14 protein-coding genes are annotated in these 18,397 nt (G+C 68.6%); 7 read left to right on the top strand and 7 right to left on the bottom strand.

Going from position 1 to position 18,397, the window contains the following annotated elements; genetic code table 11:
- Positions 1 to 54 precede the first annotated feature (54 nt).
- On the top strand, positions 55 to 849 hold the full coding sequence (locus tag ACZ4WQ_RS42165; protein ID WP_311721792.1) for an ABC transporter ATP-binding protein: 795 nt from the start codon (positions 55 to 57) through the stop codon (positions 847 to 849).
- Positions 849 to 3,407 carry an FtsX-like permease family protein gene (locus tag ACZ4WQ_RS42160; RefSeq protein ID WP_311721793.1) on the top strand — a complete coding sequence of 853 codons (2,559 nt, stop codon included), beginning with the start codon at positions 849 to 851 and terminating at the stop codon, positions 3,405 to 3,407. Before ACZ4WQ_RS42165 ends, ACZ4WQ_RS42160 begins: the two co-directional genes overlap by 1 nt.
- 129 nt (positions 3,408 to 3,536) lie before the next feature.
- Here the strand turns inward: ACZ4WQ_RS42160 and ACZ4WQ_RS42155 are convergent, their stop codons facing one another.
- Positions 3,537 to 4,526 (bottom strand): LysR family transcriptional regulator, encoded by a 990-nt coding sequence (locus ACZ4WQ_RS42155; protein WP_311721794.1) that lies wholly within the window; start codon positions 4,524 to 4,526, stop codon positions 3,537 to 3,539.
- Between the two features lie 318 nt (positions 4,527 to 4,844).
- Here ACZ4WQ_RS42155 and ACZ4WQ_RS42150 point away from each other — a divergent pair, with 318 nt between their 5' ends.
- Entirely contained in the window at positions 4,845 to 5,501 is a 657-nt protein-coding gene (locus tag ACZ4WQ_RS42150) for a TetR family transcriptional regulator (RefSeq protein WP_398896205.1), read from the top strand.
- A 262-nt stretch (positions 5,502 to 5,763) separates the two neighbouring features.
- Positions 5,764 to 7,254 (top strand): amino acid adenylation domain-containing protein, encoded by a 1,491-nt coding sequence (locus ACZ4WQ_RS42145; protein WP_311721796.1) that lies wholly within the window; start codon positions 5,764 to 5,766, stop codon positions 7,252 to 7,254.
- A 61-nt stretch (positions 7,255 to 7,315) separates the two neighbouring features.
- Here ACZ4WQ_RS42145 and ACZ4WQ_RS42140 read toward each other — a convergent pair whose 3' ends face one another.
- Together ACZ4WQ_RS42140 and ACZ4WQ_RS42135 are read right to left on the bottom strand one after the other, a co-directional pair.
- Positions 7,316 to 8,227 carry an ArsR/SmtB family transcription factor gene (locus tag ACZ4WQ_RS42140; RefSeq protein ID WP_398372956.1) on the bottom strand — a complete coding sequence of 304 codons (912 nt, stop codon included), beginning with the start codon at positions 8,225 to 8,227 and terminating at the stop codon, positions 7,316 to 7,318.
- A gap of 230 nt (positions 8,228 to 8,457) precedes the next feature.
- Positions 8,458 to 8,973, bottom strand: a complete 516-nt coding sequence (locus ACZ4WQ_RS42135; protein ID WP_311721798.1) for a flavin reductase family protein — start codon at positions 8,971 to 8,973, stop codon at positions 8,458 to 8,460.
- Positions 8,974 to 9,578: 605 nt separating this feature from the next.
- Here ACZ4WQ_RS42135 and ACZ4WQ_RS42130 point away from each other — a divergent pair.
- On the top strand, positions 9,579 to 10,382 hold the full coding sequence (locus tag ACZ4WQ_RS42130; protein ID WP_385338503.1) for an AfsR/SARP family transcriptional regulator: 804 nt from the start codon (positions 9,579 to 9,581) through the stop codon (positions 10,380 to 10,382).
- A gap of 135 nt (positions 10,383 to 10,517) precedes the next feature.
- On the opposite strand, the gene ACZ4WQ_RS42125 is transcribed toward ACZ4WQ_RS42130, so the two are convergent.
- The 4 genes from ACZ4WQ_RS42125 to ACZ4WQ_RS42110 all read right to left on the bottom strand — a co-directional run bounded on the left by ACZ4WQ_RS42125 (position 10,518) and on the right by ACZ4WQ_RS42110 (position 17,275).
- Positions 10,518 to 11,864 carry a right-handed parallel beta-helix repeat-containing protein gene (locus ACZ4WQ_RS42125; protein WP_468022816.1) on the bottom strand — a complete coding sequence of 449 codons (1,347 nt, stop codon included), beginning with the start codon at positions 11,862 to 11,864 and terminating at the stop codon, positions 10,518 to 10,520.
- A gap of 42 nt (positions 11,865 to 11,906) precedes the next feature.
- Complete coding sequence (locus tag ACZ4WQ_RS42120; protein WP_468022815.1) at positions 11,907 to 12,986, bottom strand: glycosyl hydrolase 53 family protein; 1,080 nt, start codon at positions 12,984 to 12,986, stop codon at positions 11,907 to 11,909.
- 149 nt (positions 12,987 to 13,135) lie between these two features.
- Positions 13,136 to 14,263: a substrate-binding domain-containing protein gene (locus ACZ4WQ_RS42115; protein ID WP_358843099.1), complete on the bottom strand. Its 1,128-nt coding sequence runs from the start codon at positions 14,261 to 14,263 to the stop codon at positions 13,136 to 13,138.
- Between the two features lie 78 nt (positions 14,264 to 14,341).
- Positions 14,342 to 17,275 carry an alpha-glucuronidase family glycosyl hydrolase gene (locus ACZ4WQ_RS42110; RefSeq protein WP_398372959.1) on the bottom strand — a complete coding sequence of 978 codons (2,934 nt, stop codon included), beginning with the start codon at positions 17,273 to 17,275 and terminating at the stop codon, positions 14,342 to 14,344.
- Between the two features lie 165 nt (positions 17,276 to 17,440).
- Between ACZ4WQ_RS42110 and ACZ4WQ_RS42105 the strand changes: the two genes are divergently transcribed.
- Together ACZ4WQ_RS42105 and ACZ4WQ_RS42100 are read left to right on the top strand one after the other, a co-directional pair.
- Positions 17,441 to 17,614 (top strand): hypothetical protein, encoded by a 174-nt coding sequence (locus ACZ4WQ_RS42105; protein WP_385338494.1) that lies wholly within the window; start codon positions 17,441 to 17,443, stop codon positions 17,612 to 17,614.
- A gap of 39 nt (positions 17,615 to 17,653) precedes the next feature.
- Positions 17,654 to 18,319 (top strand): TetR/AcrR family transcriptional regulator, encoded by a 666-nt coding sequence (locus ACZ4WQ_RS42100; RefSeq protein WP_468022814.1) that lies wholly within the window; start codon positions 17,654 to 17,656, stop codon positions 18,317 to 18,319.
- Positions 18,320 to 18,397 lie beyond the last annotated feature (78 nt).

Genomic DNA, 18,397 nt, shown 5'->3' with positions numbered 1-18,397 from the left:
GCCTCCTGTGATCGGCCCGAACTGATGGAATTCCCCGAGACCAAGGAGATCTTCATGCGCTCGATGCAAGGGCGGCCGACCACGGACGAGCTGCTGCGCTTACAGGACGTCCGCAAGGTGTACGGGCGCTCGCGCAACAGTGTGGCGGCGCTGGCCGGGGTGTCGCTCGGCTTCCAGCGCCACACCTTCACCGCCGTGATGGGGCCCTCCGGCTCCGGCAAGAGCACCTTCCTGCACTGCGCCGCCCTCCTGGATCGGCCGACGTCCGGCCAGGTCTTCCTGGAGGGCGAGGACCTGACGGCGATGAAAGAGCGCGCGTTGACCAAGCTGCGCAGGAACCGGATCGGGTTCGTCTTCCAGAGTTTCAATCTGCTGCCCGCCCTGAACGTGGTGGACAACGTGACGCTCCCGCTGCGGCTGGCGGGCAAACGGCCCAACCGCAGGCTGGTGGACGAGGTCATCGAGCGCACCGGCCTCACGTCCCGGCGCAAGCACCGCCCGGGCGAGCTCTCCGGCGGTCAGCAGCAGCGCGTGGCGATCGCCCGCGCCCTGGTCACCCGGCCGGTCCTGCTGTTCGGAGACGAGCCGACAGGAGCACTGGACACCGAGACCGCGCTGGAGATCCTGGGACTGTTGCGCGAGGCGGTGAATTCCGGCGAGCAGACCGCGGTGATCGTGACGCACGACCCGGTGGCGGCGTCGCACGCCGACCGCGTGGTGTTCCTGGTGGACGGTCAGGTGAGCGCCGAGCTCCAACGGCCCACCGTCCAGCAGGTGGCCAGGCAGATGACCCAACTCGGCGCCTGGGCCCGGAAGCAGCAGGCCGTGGGCGCGGAACGGATGGTCTGATGCTGCGTCTCGCGCTCAAGACCCTGCGCTACCGCAAGGGCGGGTTCCTCGCGTCGCTGATCGCGCTGTTCGTCGGCGCCGTCGTCGTACAGGGCTGCGGCGGTCTGCTGGAGACCGGCATCCGCGCCAACGTCAAGGCCGAGCGGCTGGCCGCGGCGCCCGTCGTGGTGACCGGCAGCCAGGATTACCCCGGCCACGCGGTCGGCACCGCCACCGAGCCGATGACCGAGCGGGTGTTGCTGGACGAGAACCTGGTGGACGCCGTGGCCAAGGTGCCCGGCGTGGCCGCGGCCGTGCCGGACATCTCGGTGCCGATCACCGCGCTGGCCGGCCGGCCTGCCGACGCGTCCGGGCACGGCTGGTCCAGCGCGTCGCTCTCGCCGTACAAGCTGGTCGCGGGCGCCAAGCCGACCGTGTCCGGCGAGGTCGTGGTGGACAGCGCCACCGCGAAAAAGCTGGGCCTGCGGCCGGGCCAGCGGCTGAAGGCGTCGGTGCGCGGCATCCCGCACGACTTCCGGGTCACCGGAATCGCCGAGAGCCGGACCGCCACCGAGTCCGCGCTGCTGTTCTCCGACGACGAGGCCACTCGGCTGTACGACCGGCCCGGAAAGATCGACGACATCGGGGTGCTCGCCGCCCCGGGCACCAACCTGGCGACGCTCACCGACGCGATCGGTGACGCCGTCGCGGGCCGCGGTGCCCAGGTACTCCACGGCGACGACCGGGGGGTCGCCGAGTTCCCGGACGCGATCAGCGGCAAGCAGAACCTGATCCCGCTGGCGGGCGCGTTCGGCGGCCTGGCCACCATGGTCGCGATCTTCGTCGTGGGCAGCACGGTGGGCATGCTGATGCAGCAGCGCCGCCGGGAGATGGCGCTGCTGCGCACGACCGGGGTCACGCCGGGGCAGTTGCGCCGCATGGTGATGGCGGAAACGGCGGTGATCGCGGTGGTCGCGGCCGGCCTGTCGCTCGCACCGGGCCTCGCGTTCGGTCACTTCATGTACGACGTCCTGGTCGATCAGGATCTGATCCCGGGCGTGATGATCTTCAGCATGGGATTCATCCCGCGGCTCGTCGGCTTCGGCGCCACGCTGTTCGCGGCGCTGGCCGCCGCGTTCATCGCCTCCCGCCGGGTGTCGAAGGTCCGGCCGACCGAGGCGATGGCGGAGGCGACGCTCCAGACCCGCTGGATCAGCCCGATCCGCATGATCCTGGCGTTCCTGTTCCTGGGCGGTGCGACCGCGCTCGCGATCGTGACGGCTTCGGTGATGACCGGGCCGATCGCGGCGAGCACGGCCGCGCCCTCCGCGATGCTGTGGGCGGTCGGGATCGCCCTGGTGTCCCCGGGCCTGTGCCGCTGGCTGGCGGCTGCGCTGCGGTGGCCGGTCGGCTGGTTCACCGGGCTGTCGGGGCAGCTGGCGATGCTGAACGCGTATGTGCGCAGGGTCCGGCTGGCCTCGGCGGTCATCCCGATCATGCTGGCGACCGGGCTGGCCACGGCACTGATCTACCTCCAGACCAGTCAGGACGACGCCAGCAACCGGATATTCGCCGACGGCCTGAAGGCGGACGCCGTGGTCAGCTCGCAGAACGGTGCTCTCCCACCGTCGCTCGTGGACACGCTCTCCCGCCTCCCGCAGGTCGCCGGAGCGTCCGCTTCGGTGTCCAGCGGGGGGCGTCTGGAAAAAGTCCTCGACGAGGGCAAGGGCGACAACGACGCGGATCGTCGGGTCAGGCCGAGCCGGCTCGACCTCCAGGGGGTCTCGGCGTCCGGCGCAAGGCAGACGATCGCGCGCCCGGTGGTGAAGGGCGACTACGGGAAACTGACCGGCGACAGCATCGTGCTGCCCACGGATGTGCTGCGCGACAACGACAAGGACATCGGCGACCGGGTGAGGCTGCGCTGGGGCAACGGAGAGGCGACGACGATGACGGTCGTCGGATCGTTCACCCCGCCGCGCGGGTTCGGCTACGCGATGGTGCCCGCGGAGGCGCTGCTGCCGCGCACAACGGACGGCCTGCTGCCGCAGATCCTGGTGAAGGCGAAGCCGGGGGTGTCGTCCTCGGACCTGAAGACGGCGCTGCGGAAGGCGGCGGGCGATGTGCCAGGGCTCGTCGTCGCGGACCGCTCGGAAGCGACCGCGGCGCACGAGCAGGGCGATGAGACCGGCCGGGTGGCGAGCTTCCTGCTGGCCGCGGTGGTGGTCGGCTATGCGGTGATCGCGCTGATCAACTCGCTGATGGTGGCGACCGCCGAGCGGCGCAGCGAGTTCGCGCTGCAACGGTTGATCGGCTCGACCCGCAGCCAGGTGATGTGGATGATGTCGGTCGAGGCGCTGGTGACGGCGCTGGTCGGCATCCTGCTCGGCACCGGGGTCGCCGCCGGGGCACTGATCCCGTTCGGGATCGCCCTGGACGGGTCGGTGCTGCCCGGCGGGCCTGGGTGGATCTACCCGACGATCGTCGGGACCGCGGTGGCGCTGACGTTCGCGACGATCCTGTTCCCGACGTGGGTCGCGCTGCGGGCGAGGCCTGTGGAAGCCACCGTCGCTCCATGACCACGGCCGGCCGGGCTGCCCTTGTCCGGCCGGACCCTACCCGTGCGGCAGACCCCGGGTGCTGACGGAGTCTGCGGCACAGCCCCGCGGCGGCAGGTAAACCCCCGGCCTGCCGCCGCGGGGGCCCACTCAAAAACCAGGTGAGCTGTCCGCCGTCACCAGGCGCGATGGGTCAGGGACCTCCGACGGTACGTCGGTCAGGGCGCCCAGCCACGATCGATAGCCCGGAAAGGACCACGCATATTGGTAGTAGTAACGGCGAATGACCTCCACCAGCTGACGTGCGGTGCCACTGCTCATCGCGTCCTTGTGCCACACCAGCGTCAGCTCCGTGTAATGGGTGTCGGCCAGTGGAACGACGCGGACGTCGGACGTGGCGCCCGTCAGCGGGGTGAGGGCGGCCGCGCCGACATGCCGCACCCAGCTCATGGCCTCGTGATATCCCCCCGCATAGTGCGAGACGCTGCGATCGCGCTGGCCCAGCCCGTCGAGCAGATGTCGTTCGACGGGGGAGAACCAGTGCTGTCGGGCATAGCCGATCCACCACAGCCCTTCCAACTGAGAGGCGCTCAGGACGCTGTGGTCCGCGAGAGGGTGGCGGACCGGCAGCGCCAGCCAGACCGGATCGCGAACGATCGTCGCCTTGGCGAGGTCGCGGTCGGAAAGCTCGATCGGAACGATCGAGTCCATGCTCGACACCATCGCCGCACCGAGTGCACCTCGCTGCACCGTGTCGACGGCGTCCGCCGGAAGGATGGTCTCGGTCCGCATGTCGATATTGGGAAGCATCGAGCGCAGCGCACCGCGCAGGGTCGGCGGTGTCCACTCGGCGGTCCCGAACCGCAGTGTGCTGGACGTGTCGACGGCCGCCTCGGCGATGACCGCGTCGGCCTGCTCCGCCAGCGCCGCGAGCATGGGGATGACCCGCTCTCCGAGCGGGGTGGGTGTGACGCCGCTCCGGGAGCGTACGAACAGGCTCCCACCCACGGCCTTCTCAATTCTTCGCAACTGGGCCGACAGGCTCGGTTGCGGTATGCCGATCTTCATCGCGGCTTTCGACAGACTCCCAGTCGCATTGATCATCTCGACGATACGCGCATGCCGCACCTCTATCTCCACGCCCCCGTACCTTCCTCATGGCGGTGATCATGCTAATACGGATGAGTGATGCACCGTTAGGCCCCCCGTGGTCGACGTCAGCCGTAGTATCCATTAGGTCGAGCGAGGACGCATCTCCTTCGGCGATCAGGACGCGGATGGGCTTCTCGGCTCCGCTGAACCGGCCCGGTGCGGGTTCCGGCGTGCTGCGGTTCTGGCCGGGTATCTCCGCCAACGAGAGCGGGTCGCCTGATCATTGCTCACCCCCGTACAATAATAATAAAATGGTTTCTTTTTGCAAGGGTTTTCACGCAGCCGCCAATTGGTCACGGTTACGGTGTGCCCTCCGCGGGAAGGATCACGACGATGCAACCAAGGGCAGCCCGCACCCGTCAGGCCCTGGTCAGCGCGGCGGCCGGCGAGTTCGACCGGAACGGCTACAGCGGGGCGTCCCTGTCGCGGGTCTCCCGCGCCGCCGGCGTATCGGTCGGGGCTCTGACCTTCCACTTCTCCAACAAGGAAGAACTCGCGGTCGCGGTCCGGGAGCAGGGCGGTGCCGCCACCACGACACTGGTCGCAGCGGTTACGGCGCGCCGTGAGGAATCTGTCCAGGCGGTGGTCTCGTTGACGCTGGCACTGACCGGGCTGCTCGAAAGCGACGTGGCGGTCCGCGCGGCCGCCCGACTGGCGCGAGAGCAGTCCGGGGAACCGGACTGGTTCTCGGCCTGGGTGCCGGCGATCCATCAGCAGCTGCGGCATGCACACGAAGCCCAACTGGGAACGGTCACCGATCGGGCAGCCGTTGCCGCCTTGGCCACACACTTGGTCACTGGCGCCGAGATCACCATCCGGCAGCGGGCGCGGAGGCACAACCTCACCGCCGGCCAGTCCGTCGCCGAGCTGACCCGAATCTGGGAGATGGTCCGTGGCGGGTTCGCCGCGCTCCGTGGCGATGCCGATGTCAAAGACCACCGCGGCGACCAGCGATGTGGTTGATCACCCCAGGCACCGGTGAACCGCGCCGCGTTCGGTAGAGATCTGACGAGTTTAGTTTCGAGGCGTTTCCCGCGAGAGTAGTACGTGGAAGGAGCGATCTTGCAGCCGTGCTCGGAAATGGGGTCTCCATTCGACCCGGGGCGGTTCATCCGCCGTACTCCAGACCACAAGATCCGGATATCCGCCTGCACCAGGACGGGTCTCGTCAAGTCCACTGACTATTACCCGTGGAACTTCCCGGTTCCACGCCGGGGAGGCTTTCATGTCAGTTGAACACACGGTAATGGAGCAATTCCAGCAGCAGGTAGCCCGATGGCCGGACCGCCCCGCGCTGGTCGGTGACGGCGGACGTCTGACCTATGCGGAGCTGGACCGCGCGACAGCACGCCTCGCGCATGCACTCGTCGCCCAGGGCGCGACGACGGACGAGCCGGTGGCCGTGCTGGCCGCACGCGGAACCGAGCAGTTGGTCGCGTTACTGGGCGTGCTGCGCTCCGGGGCGCCGTATGTCTGCCTGGACGCGGAACAACCACAGAGCAGGCTGACGGCGCAGCTGGCCGATTCACAGGCCCGTATCCTCCTCACCGATCAACCCCAGCCAGGATTCACCGGGACAGCGATCCGGCTCGGCGATCTGCCGCAGGCACCGACCGTCCGCCTGCAACCCCCGGACCCCGCGGATCTCGCCTGTCTGGTGTACACGTCGGGGTCGACCGGCGCCCCCAAGGGCGTGGCGGTGACCCACGGCGGACTGGCGAACTACTCCCGCCACATGGTGTCCCTGCTGCGCTGCGCCGACGAGCCCCGATCGTTCGCCAGCGTCACGAGCCTCGCCACCGATCTCGGGAACACCGCGGTGTTCCCCGCGCTGCTCTCCGGCGGCTGCGTCCACCTCGTACCAAGCGAGGTGGTCATCGATCCGTTGAGCTTCACGGACTATGCACGCACCCATGCCATCGACCACCTGAAGATCACTCCTTCGCATCTGGCGGCGCTCCTGAGCTATCCGGATGCCGACGTGCTGCCGCACCAGGCGCTGTTCCTCGGAGGGGAGGCGCTGCCCTGGGAGCTTGTCGACAGGGTCCGGAGCCGCAGCGGATGCCGGATCATCAACCACTACGGGCCAACCGAGACCACGATCGGTTCGCTGACATACGAGGTGGGGCCGGCCGAGGCAGCGCGGCGTCCAGGAGCGACGGTGCCCATAGGCCGCCCCATCCGCGCCACGGAGATCCGGGTGGTCGACACCCGGCTCGAGCGCGTCCCGGACGGGGCGGCGGGAGAGCTGCTGATCTCAGGCGCCGGGCTGGCACGCGGATACTGGCAGGCGCCGGAGCAGACCAAGGAGCAGTTCGTATCCCTCGACGACGGTACCCGGGCCTACCGGACGGGCGACCGCGTGCGCTGCCTGGACGACGGATCGGTGGAATTCCTCGGGCGGCTCGACCAGCAGCTCAAGATCCGCGGCCACCGAGTGGAGCCGGCCGAGATCGAGGCCGCGCTGCGCCTCCATCCGGCGGTGGCCCGTGCCGCTGTGACGCCGGTCCGCGACGGCATGGGGCAGCAGGTCCTGGCCGCCTTTGTGGTGCCGACGACCGCGGCCCCGCCCAGCGTCCGGGACCTGCGGGTTCATCTGAGTGGGCTGCTGCCGCCGCATATGGTGCCGTCGAGCGTGGAGATCGTCTCCGCACTGCCCTTCACGCTGAGCGGCAAGCTCGACCGCCGCGCCCTGGCACGTCGAGCCCACGGGTGACCGGCGCGTCAGGCGGCCGCCGGCGCCGAGGGGGGCGCCACCGGGCCTCCCGGCCGGCGGTTCACCCGAGTGCGGGCGCGCTGCGCGACGGGACGGCGGCGAGCCGGGGCGGCGCGCCCGCCCTCCAGCTCGAGCCGAACCCGTGCCCGTCGAGGAGGGCGATGCCGAGCGGCGTCACGGTGTGCAGCACCGTGTTGCGGAAGCGGCGCGTGGTGATCAGGCCGGCCTCGCGCAGCACCGACGCATGCTGGCTCGCCCCGGCCGCGGAGATACCCAGTCGGTCGGCGAGCTGGCTGGTGGTGCAGCCCACCCGCAGGACCCGTAACGCCGCGGCGCGGGTGCGGCCGACCAGCGCGTTCAGCGAGGCGGACTGCGGTCGCGGCGGCGCCCCCCAGATCCGCTCGGCAACCCGGGGGTCCAGCGGTACCTCGAAGACGAGAAGCACCCGTTCGTCGTTCGGGCGCGGACGGACGACCATCCCGGGTCGGTGGCTGAGAAACACGGAAGGACAGAGCACCAGGCCGCGGCCGTCCAGGTGGACGTCCTCGTCCGGGCCGCCGGGGACCGTCAGCACCGGGTTCCGCCACCTGATCCTCGGGTGCAGCGTCGCCAGCAACTGCTGGACGCCGCCCGCCATCGCGATGCGCCCGCGGGCGTCGCACTCCGCTTCCAGCTGGCCCACCAGCCGGTCCCAGTACGGCGCGACGGCCCGGCGCCACACCTCCGGCAGGAAGCCGTCGCCGGTCAGGCGCGTCCCGGCCGGGATCTCCGGATCCCCGGGTGGCGAACCGGCCGGCGGCGTGAACGCCCGCCTCGGAAGGCAGGCGGCAGCCTGCCGCCGCCACACGGTGGAACAAGCGTTGCCGCCCACCGCGAGCTGGTGCTGGGCGAGTGCGGTCTCGATGGCCGCCCCGGCCGTGGCCCTGAGGCTGACCCGAAGCAGGTCTCCGCTGTCGAAGTGGATCCTCTGCATGAACCAACCTCTCGAAGGCGCGTGGCATGACCGGTGCAGCCTCAGTCGGGCAACCAGCGGATTCTCACCAACCCAGCGGATGGCATCCCGCACGAGTACTCTCTCGAGACCGCCTGACGCCAAGCTGATCGGACACTGATGCTCAGCGGATCCGGGCATCACCGATCGACGTCAATGCCGAACGGCGGCCGTCAGGGCGACGGCCGCCGCGCGCGCGAGTCGGTCAGCGGTCAGGTGGCCGCCCACGGGCGGAACTCGCGCAGGCCGTACAGCAGGGGAGGGTGCTGCTGGTGGCGGGCGATCAGCCGCGTCCGGCCGAAGACCGCGACGTGGTCGCCCACCCGCTGGGTGAGCATCACCGCGCAGTCCGCTATCGAGTGCGCGTCCCGCACCAGATGAGGGCCGCCCGCCGACGGACCGGAGCGCCATGGCGTCGTGTCGAACCGTCGGGGATCGCCCGACGCGAACAGCAGGGCGACGGACTTGGCCCGGGAGTGCAGCAGGTTGAGCGCGAAGGTCTCGCTGTCGAGCACCGCCTCCAGGGTCGGGCTCCCGTACCGCAGACAGACGACGATCGTCGGAGGTGCCAGCGAGACGCTGCACACCGAGGAACACGTCATTCCGCGCGGCTGGCCGTCCGTACCGATGGCGGTAACCACCGAGACGCCGGAGGGGAATCCGCTCATCATGTCGCGGAACTCGTCGGGTCCGGCCTCTTTGGCCGACAGGGTTTCGTAATCGGTCATGGTCTTCGGGCTCCGCCTCCGGAGTCGGACAGAATACGCATGTACGAGTAGAGGGACTGACCGTGGCGATGCGCGTAAATCGGTCTCCGTGTACAGCAATTGGCCCACTGTCGCCACGCAGCTCTCGACCCAGGAAGTCCAGCCGCGCCTCAGGCGCACAAAGGAGGAGCCTAGGCGGGCAGGTCGCGACAGGCCACGACTTTCAGCCGTCGATGAAAGTCCTGAGGTGCGGATCGCCCGCGGGGCAGCGGGATCAGGCCGTCGGACGGCTGGTGCCGGTCGCGTTCGAGTGCGGTGACCGCGGTGAGGAAGGCGTGCGCGAGCATCGCGAGGGGACCCGGTCGCGGTTCGATGCCCGGCGATCCGCCGGTGGTGGCGTCAGCATCGCGTCAGGGCAGTCGAGCAGTGTGGCAGAGAGTCCCCGAGGGCCGAGCTGCGACTTCAATGCAGCTCGCCGTGGTGCCGCACCGACCCCGCGCTTCGATCCTGTGGTCCTTCCTTCCATCCATACCGTTTGATCTGTCCTGCGCTGCTCAGGTGGTATGTCCATGATCCGGCCGCCAGGAGGCAGAATTCGACTCGATCATTAGGTCGATTCCTGGAGGATGATCATGCAGTTCAGAGTGCTTGGGCCGCTGGAAATATCGACCGCCGAAAAGAAAAAACCGATGGCCTCCAGACGGGCCGGCATGGTACTCACGCTTCTGGCCTTATCTCCCGGTAGAGTAATTTCATTCGAACAGCTTATTGACGAATTGTGGGCGGACCAGAGCATGACCAATGCGCGAAATGCTCTACACGCGCATATAGTCAGAATCCGGAGGGCGATGTCGGCGACCTGCCCGGGCGGCGGCAAGAAGCTCTGCACCACCCGGAACGGCTATGTTCTGGACGTGCCCGCCGACGCGGTGGACGCGGTCCGCTTCACCTCGCTGGCCGATGCTGGCAACGAACTCGCGACGGACGATCCCGTCGCCGCCTGCCGCCTGCTCGCAGAGGCGCTGAGCCTATGGCGCGGACCGGCCCTGATGGAGGCGCGAGACGGAGTGCGCTGCCGGATCAGCGCCGCGGATCTCGAGGAGCGCAGACTCACCGTCTATGAGGATCTGACGGAGCTCCGGCTGACCGCGGGCCTTGGGCGGGTCGCCATCCCCGAGCTGAGACAGTTGGCGGAACGTCACATGGAACGCGAACGGCTCACGGAATTGTTCATGCTCGCGCTGTACCGCGAGGGCCGGCAATCGGAGGCGCTGACCGCCTTCCAGGAGGCACGTCGGCGGCTCGCCGAAGGTTTGGGAGTGGAGCCCGGTCGCTCCATGCGCCGCCTGTACCAGGCGATTCTCCAGCAGGCCGAGGCACTTGGGGAGCCCCGGGGAATCAACACGGGCCGATACGTACTCACGCGGTGAGACCGACGCGTCTCACCCGCCGGACGTCCGGATCGTGACCGGAACAGCGAAAGTGCCTTCTGCGCTGGGAAGCGGCAGGAAGGCACTTTCTGCGTGCACACCACCGGGCCACGCCCCGGCCGGGGCGCCGATGGCTCAGGAGACTTCGAAGGCACCGAGGTCCGGCGCCTGCCCGCTGTAGGGCAGACCGACATCGACGCCTTTGTTGATCAGGGTGCTGTTCGCCGCGAGGCGGAGGTTGGGCAGTACGGGCAGACCGCCGCCGGTTTGGCGGGGCGCGTCCCAGCCGGACGTCGACACACTCTGGAACTGTGCGTCCGACAGCGGGATGCCCAGGTTCCAGGAGTTGTACGCGGCGTTGGTGCCGGTCATGTTCGACGTCAGGGTGCCCGTGTAGGCGATGTTGTTGCGGAGATTGCCCCGGCCCACGGCGGCGCCGCTCGAATCGACTCCCAGCATGTTGAAGTCGGGGTGGTTGCCGTAACTGGTGTTGTTGAAGAAGTCGTTGGCGAGCGGGTGATGGTTGGCGTAGAAGCCCGCTGCCTTGTTGGCGAAGGCAACAGAGGTGCGGACGGTGTGCTTGACGGCGCCTGCGTCGTAGTCGCCGCCGTAGCCACCCGCCTTGAACCCGTTTCCGTTACCCGATCCCGTGGTGGTCCCGGGTATGTATCCGCTCCGCCATGCCCAGGAGTTCTCGATGGTCACGGACGAATAGGCGTTGATGAGGTCGAAACCGTCGTCGGAGTTCCACCATGCGCGACATCCCCGGAAAACGTTCCCGGGATTTCCGGCAGAGATATGCGCACCGAATCCGTCGGCGTTTTCGCCCGCCCCACCGGAGCTGTTCGGGTCGTAATTTTCGTGCGAATCAGAGTTGAGGACGAGGTTGCCTCCTCCGTTTTGAATGAACAGGCCGGGGCCCATGTGGTGATGGGTGTCGATCTGTTCGAACGTGTTGTTGCTCCCGGAGATCCAGATTCCCCAGGACTCATGGTTCAGGTTGTTGTTCTGCGGGACACCGGTGACTTCCAGCCCTTTGAGGTGGATCCAACTGCCGGTGACATCGAAGCCCTTGATCCGGCAGTCGTCCGTCATGCGCGAGAAGTTGAAGACCGGCTTTTCTCCCGGGTAGGCCATGTAGTGGATTGGATGACCCGAACTGCCGCTCTTGTCCAGGGTGATCGCATCGACCCGGTCCGTCTGGCTCTTGCAACTGTTGATCCCATGGGTGTAGGCGTACGTGCCGCCCCGGAAATACACGGTGTCACCCGCTGCGGCGACGGCCTGCGCATGCGCGATCGATGCCCAGGGAGCGGCCAGTGTTCCCGCGGCGTTGTCGCTGCCATTGGGGGCGACGTAATAGACCTCTCCGGCCGCCGCGCTGCTCACGGCCGCCGAACTGGGGGCGATTGCGACGGCGGTCGACAGGAACGTGACGGTCGAGACGAGGAGGGCCGGTGTCACCCCGAGGGCAGATTTCATTGCTCGCTCCAGATGGTTGAGGGAACTCCTGGCCGTCACGTTTCAGAGGAAGCCGTCCATGGCCGCCGTGGGGCGCCGACTGCTGTCGTCCCAGGCTGAGCTGTTGTAGCTGTTGAACGAGGGATAGCCCTCGGGCTCCCAGAAGAAGGTGCCCAGGCCGCCGAAGCCCTGTAGCCCGGTGATGAACGCCCGCAGCGAATCGCGCACCTGGGTGGGTTTGCCCACCGGCCCGCCGTACTCCACCTGCATGACCGGCTTGCCGTAGCTGGACTGGATGGTCTGCATGTTGGCCAGAACACCGGGCACGTTGCCGCCCTGCGCGTACGAGGACAAGCCGGTGATGTCCCACTTCCCGCCGTTGTCCCGGTAGGCGTTGAGGAAGTTCTGGACGCCGCTCAGGTTCTGCGGCTGGGCCAGATGCACCAGCACCGGGGTGCTGGGGAAGACCTGTTTGGACATGTCGTACGCGGCGTTCAGCAGGCCTGTCATCTGATTCGGGCGGCTGAGGCTGCCGACCGGTTTGCAGATGCCGGAGTTGGTCTCGTTGCCGATCTTCACCCAGGCGGGCGTGACACCGTAGTACTTGATGACGTTGCACGAGTGGTAGACGTAGTCGTACATCGCGTCGAGCATCTGGCTGTAGTTCATGGCGGCCCAGGCCGCCGGCGGGTTCTGCACACCGGCCGAGTTCCAGGTGTCGCCGAAGTGGAATCCGATGAGGACCTGCATACCGGCGTTCTTGGCCCGTTGCGCCAGCTGCGCGGTCTCCTCGATGGCGCAGTGCCCGTTGGCCGGATCGCTGGAGGGGTTGACCCAGGTCCGCAGGCTGACCGCGGTGATGCCGTACCCCTTGAGGATGGTGAACAGATCCTGCCGCACTCCGGCGCTGTTGTTCCAGTAGTAGCCGTTCGCCTCCATCTGCGGCATCCAGCTGATGTCCGCGCCTCGGACGAACGTTGCGGCCTGTGCCTGGCTGGGGGCGATGGCGGCTCCGAGCGCCACCGCTCCGGCACCGGCCGCGGCGCCCAGCAGTACCGTTCGGCGGCGTACACCGGCCGGTCGTTGCTCATGTTCCTGTCCCGCTTCCACGTTCCACACCTTTCTCCGGTCATGGGCGGACATGACGCAAGGGTGATCAGGTTCATGACAGATCTCGAGATGACTCGGTGAATCATTGCGGCACATTTGAATCACTGAGCAGCAGATTGCTGCATAATGCTGCGCTCGAGGGCATCAAGTGTCAATAGATGGTGGTGAGTTGGGCTGAGTGTTCAGGCCCGGGCAGCGGCCCCGCAGGAGGACCTGACGATCAGTCGGGGCTGGATCAGCAACTGGCGGACGGGTACGGCTGAGGGGTCGGGCGCGTCGAGGCGTTCCAGGAGCAGCCGCGCGGCCTGGGCACCGATCTCGTGCTTCGGCGGCGCCATCGCGGTCAGGGGCACATCGGCCAGGGAGGCGATCTCGTCGTCGTAGGCGATCAGCGCGATGTCGTCCGGCGTGCGCAGGCCCTGGGAACGCATCCGCCGCATCAGCTCGATCGCGTCGTGGTCGGAGTGCACCAGCGCGGCCCGGACGCCGTCGGCCAGACACTCCTTGATGAACCGGTCATAGAGCCGGGTGGCCTCCGTGGGCCCCAGCCGGGGGCGTCCGCTGTCCACGACCGGTGCACCGGAGACAAGGCCCAGGTGCCGGACGGCCGCTTCGTACCCCTCGCGGAGCAGGGGCGCGGTGGGGCTGCCGTTGGTGAACAGCCCCACCCTCTCGTGCCCCAGGTTCATGAAGTGCCCGACCGCACCGAACGCGCCCTGCTGGTGATCGGTGGCCACGAACTCGCCTGGTACGTAGCGACCGTACGGCCGACGTTCCATCAGCACGAAGGGCAGCCCGACGGCCCGAAGCCGTTCGAACGGTTCCTGAGGCAGGATGTGGCCCGTGGCGGAGGTCACCAGCAGCCCGGTGGCGCCGGACGCGGCCAGCTCCTCGATCTGCTGTGTGTCATTCGGGTACGTGTAGTCACTCAGGCCGATGACCACGCGGACACCGCGCTCGGCGGCCACGGCCTGCACACCGGCGACGACGCGCGGGTAGTAGTAGTGCGCCGACGGGACCAGCAATCCGAGCGTATGTGCCGAAGCCGGCCTGGCATCGGCGCGCAGAGGGTCCGACGGCGCGCCCGCCGGCCGTGACTCGGACGGCTGCCCGGGCCGGGCGGTGCGGGATGTCGCGAGCACGGCACCCCCGCGGACCCGGGTCACCCGCCCTCCGGCCTCCAACTCGAGGAGATCCCGCCGGATGGTGGCGCGCGAGACGTTCAGGCGCGCGGCCAGTTCGGTGACCTTCAGCCCCTCGGATGCCTCCAGCTCCCTGACCAGTAGCTCATGCCGCTGCGCAACGAGCATGTCGGACACGGCCCCCCTGTGAGCAGATTTGAACGATTCTAACCCGCTCACCTCATCTGCCACCCGGAACCGATCTGGTCATCGAGCCGGTCGAGGAGTGTCCTCCGCCAGTACCACGCAGGCGCTGAGATGCCAGGTCTTGTCCTTCTCCGTGGACAGCTCCAGGTCCACCTCGCGTCCGGACGAGCCGCCGTCCAGCGGGATCCGGAGCCAGGTGAACTCCCGGCCGTCGAGTTGCTCGCTCCGGGCCGTCTCGGTCCCGTCCACACGGACGATCAGCGGCCTGTTGAAGGTGTTGGGGTCGCCGGTGAGCAGATGCGCGGTGCAGCGTCCGGCGGGCAGCTTCAGCCGCAGCACGGTCGGGGCGCCGCTGCGTACGTAGTCCCGGCGAACGACATCGAACAGCCCGGTGTCCGTGGCGGCGGGGCTGTTGCCGACCCAGCCGAATGCGGCGCCCTCGTGCCAGACGCCGGCCGGTGAGAGACGGGTGTAGTCCTTCAGCACCGGCGCCGAGTCGGGCCCGGCGTCCAGCGCGTGCACGCAACGCGCGGCGGGCGGGACGACGACGGCCCTGGCCAGGCTGCGCAGCGAGGAGTCGAGGACCTGCACCGTGCCCGACCTCGGGCGGGCGTGCAGTGTGGCGAGCGCGGGGGTCGGCGGCGGCACGACGGGCATCTTCACCGTCTCGCCCTCCCGCGAGGCCACGTAGCAGGTCGCCTCCTCGGACCGCCAGCCCTCGGGTACGTCCAGCGTGGTCACGGCGCGCAGCCCGGAGCCCGTCGCGTTGACCACCTGCACCGGCAGCTCGTTGCGCTCCCCGCCCAGCAGCGCCGTGTCGGCCGGGGCGACGATCGCCTGGAGCCAGCCGCGGCGCTCGTCGCGGATCCGGCTCAGTTCGAACCAGTAGGCGACCAGGGTGTCCCGCCACTGGGCGGCCCTGGTGTTCTGCTCCCCGAACTGGCGGCGCACTTCGGTGAACCGCCGGTGGTCGACGCGGCGGCGCAGCCCCTCCCAGTCCGTGCGCATGTCCGCCACCCGTGCCGCGCCGGAGAAGTGCGTGTCGTAGATGTGCTGGATCACGGTCTTGCCGTTGTCCAGCACGTGGGTGTACGGGACATGGTGCAGGAAGAGGAGCAGTTCCTCGGGGCAGTTCGCCGGCGACTCGTAGGCGTCCCGGATCGCCGGTGCGTACAGCTTGGTGTAGCCGTTGCCGGTGGCGGCGGTGCGGTCGTAGCCGATGCCCTCGCGGTTGGACTTGTGGAACTGGGTGGTCGTGGTCGGGCTGGGGTCGAGGTGCCCGGTCACCGAGCCGTCCGGCGGATGGGTGAGGTATCCCGTGCCCAGCGGCGAGGTGTAGTCCTCGTAGGTGCGCCAGGAGTCCCGGAGCAGGGCGGTGACCGTCCTGACGACGTCGGGGTCGTTGCCGAAGGTCATCCGGGTCCACTCGGTGGCCAGGTCCTGTGCGGACAGGTCCGGGTTCCAGGAGAGCCGTCCGTAGCCGTGGGTGTTGGCGGCGGCCAGGTGTGAGCCGGTCCAGTTCCTGGCATCGCCGAAGTTCATCACGCCGGCGAATCCGAAGTGCGAGTAGAGGTGCACGCGGCCGGTCACGACACGGGCCACGGTGCTGCCCTCGCCGGCCTTGAGCGTGTCGAAGTCCAGGACCTCCTTCCACTGCGGGACCAGATAGCACAGATGGGCGGCGTGTCCGGTGTACTCCTGCGTCACCTGAAGTTCGATCACCGAGTTGGTGTGCGGCAGTGAGCCGAAGAGGGGGTGGGCGGGCTCGCGGACCTGGAAGTCGATCGGCCCGTTCTTGATCTGCACAACGGTGTTGTCCGCGAACTTCCCGTCCAGCGGCGTGAAGTCGAGGTAGGCCTGCCGGTCCCACTTCTCGTCACTGTCGTGCACGAACGCCCGCCACATCACGATCCCGCCGTACGGTCTCAGCGCGCCCGCCAGCAGGTTGGCCCCGTCGGCATGGGTGCGTCCGTAGTCCAGTGGCCCGGGGCGGCCCTCGGAGTTGGCCTTCACCAGGAAGCCGCCGAAGTCCTCGATCCTGCCGTAGATCTCCTCGGCCTTCTTCGTCCACCAACTGCGCACCCCCGGGTCGAGGGGGTCGGCGGTGTTCAGCCCGCCCAGGTCGATGGGGGCGGCGAAGTTCGCCGTGACGTACAGCGCCACCCCGTAGCGGCGCAGCACACCGGCCAGCGCGGCCAGCTTGGTCAGGAACGGCTCGGCGAGGTAGTCCGCAGGCGTGTTGACGTTATTGATCACGGCGCCGTTGATGCCGAGCGAGGCCATGACACGCGCGTAGTCCGTATACCGGTTGTCGAGTTGCGGCAGCTTCTCCCAGTCGAAGAAGGACCGGCCGGCGTAGCCGCGCTCGATCGAACCGTCCTTGTTGTCCCAGTGGTTGGCCACGCGCAGCGGGGCGGCCGGGCGCTCCGTGAGGTCGACGTGTTCCAGCGGCCGTCGCGTCTGTACGAGGCGCAGCAGGTGGAACGCGCCGTAGAGCACACCGCGGTCGGCGTGGGCCGCCACCACGGTGAAGTCCCTGCCGCGCCGGGTGACCCGGCGGATGACATACCCCTCGTCGCCCAGCTCGGCCAGATCGGCCGCGGGGACGAGCTCTCGGATCAGGGCGGAGCTTGTCGGGGTGCCCACCACAAGCGCCGCGCGTGTGCCGGATCTGGTGCGTGGCACTACTCGTGTACCGAGCAGCCCGGTGAGCCCGCGTGCCAACTCGTCCACCGCCGACCGTTGGAGCGGGCCGCCTCCTTGCCAGACCAGATACTCCAAAGCGGCCCGGTATCGCTCAAGTTGACCGGCGTCCTCCACCTGTCTGTACCGCAGCCACAGGTCGTACCCGTCCTCGGCGGGCAGCGTGGCCGTCGACGGTTCGGTGCCGAGGTCCGGCTGCGCCGACGCCGGCGCGGAGAGGCTGAGCGAACCGACCGCGCTTCCGAGGGCGGCCGCGGACAGAATGCTGCGGCGCGGTATTCCTGAGCTCATGACTCCCACTTCCGTTGATGAACGAACAGTGCGCATCCAGGCCAGGACCAAGCCCGGCCACCGTCACACGCGTCACCACAGGTGTCAACGCAACGGACTCCACATCCAGGGTGCCCGCCGACGTAACTGGAGCAGGTGCTCCAGTTGCCCCGATAAGATCGGCGTATGGCTGCAATGGGACCGGACAAGCACTTGCGGGCGGACGCCGAGCGGAACAGGCAGCGTGTCATCGCGGCCGCTCGTCAGGTCTTCGCGGACGAAGGCCTGGGCGTCTCGATGCGTTACATCGCCAAGCGCGCCGTCTCCTCACGCGGGGCGTCACTGCTAACCGGAAATTGATTTTCCGGTTACCCTGTCGGAGGTTAACGTCGTGAGCAAATGACACCGACCACACCGCCTGCGGACAGGCCGCTCCGTGCCGACGCCCGACAGAACGTCGAGCAGGTCCTCGATGTCGCCCAGCAGGTCTTCGCCGACCTCGGCTACCAGGCGTCGATCGCGGAGGTCGCCAAGCGCTCCGGCCTGGGCATGGGCACGATCTATCGGCACTTCCCGAACAAGGCCGTGCTGGTCGAGCGCATCGCGATCAAGGTGATGGGAGAGAGCCTGGCCCAGGTCCGGCGCGCCCTGGCCGAGGAACCGGTCACGTGGACCGCCTTCAGCCGGGTCGTACGCCACATGACCCGGCTGCGCAGCAGCCAGCTCTTTCCTGTGTCCCGCGGACGGGCCACCGACGCCGGGCCCGAACTCAGCGCCGTCCGTACCGAGCTCCTCGCCGCCCTGGACGACCTGGTGACCCGTACCCAGCGGGCGGGAGTCCTGCGCGACGACGTCAACGCCTACGACATCGTCCTGATGCTCAACTCCATCCCGCCGAGGCACACATCCGATACGGCGGACGACGAACCCGTATCCGACCTGGCGGACCGGTACACCGGCGTCCTCCTGGACGGCCTGCGAGCCCCCGGCTCCGAGCCCCTGTCCCAGCCCGCGCCCGGCCGCCGGGAGATCGACCAGTTCTTCCGCGCCACGCACGGACTGTGACTGGATGGGCTCCACGCCGGCGCCCGGCGAAGCCTCCAACGGCGCCCGGCCGTTGGAGGTCGCCCATGGGTGGTTCCT

The organism is Streptomyces sp. NPDC028305 (genome assembly GCF_055569495.1).
The sequence above is the reverse complement of the archived record's forward strand: the minus strand, read 5'-3'. Positions and strand labels throughout refer to the sequence as shown.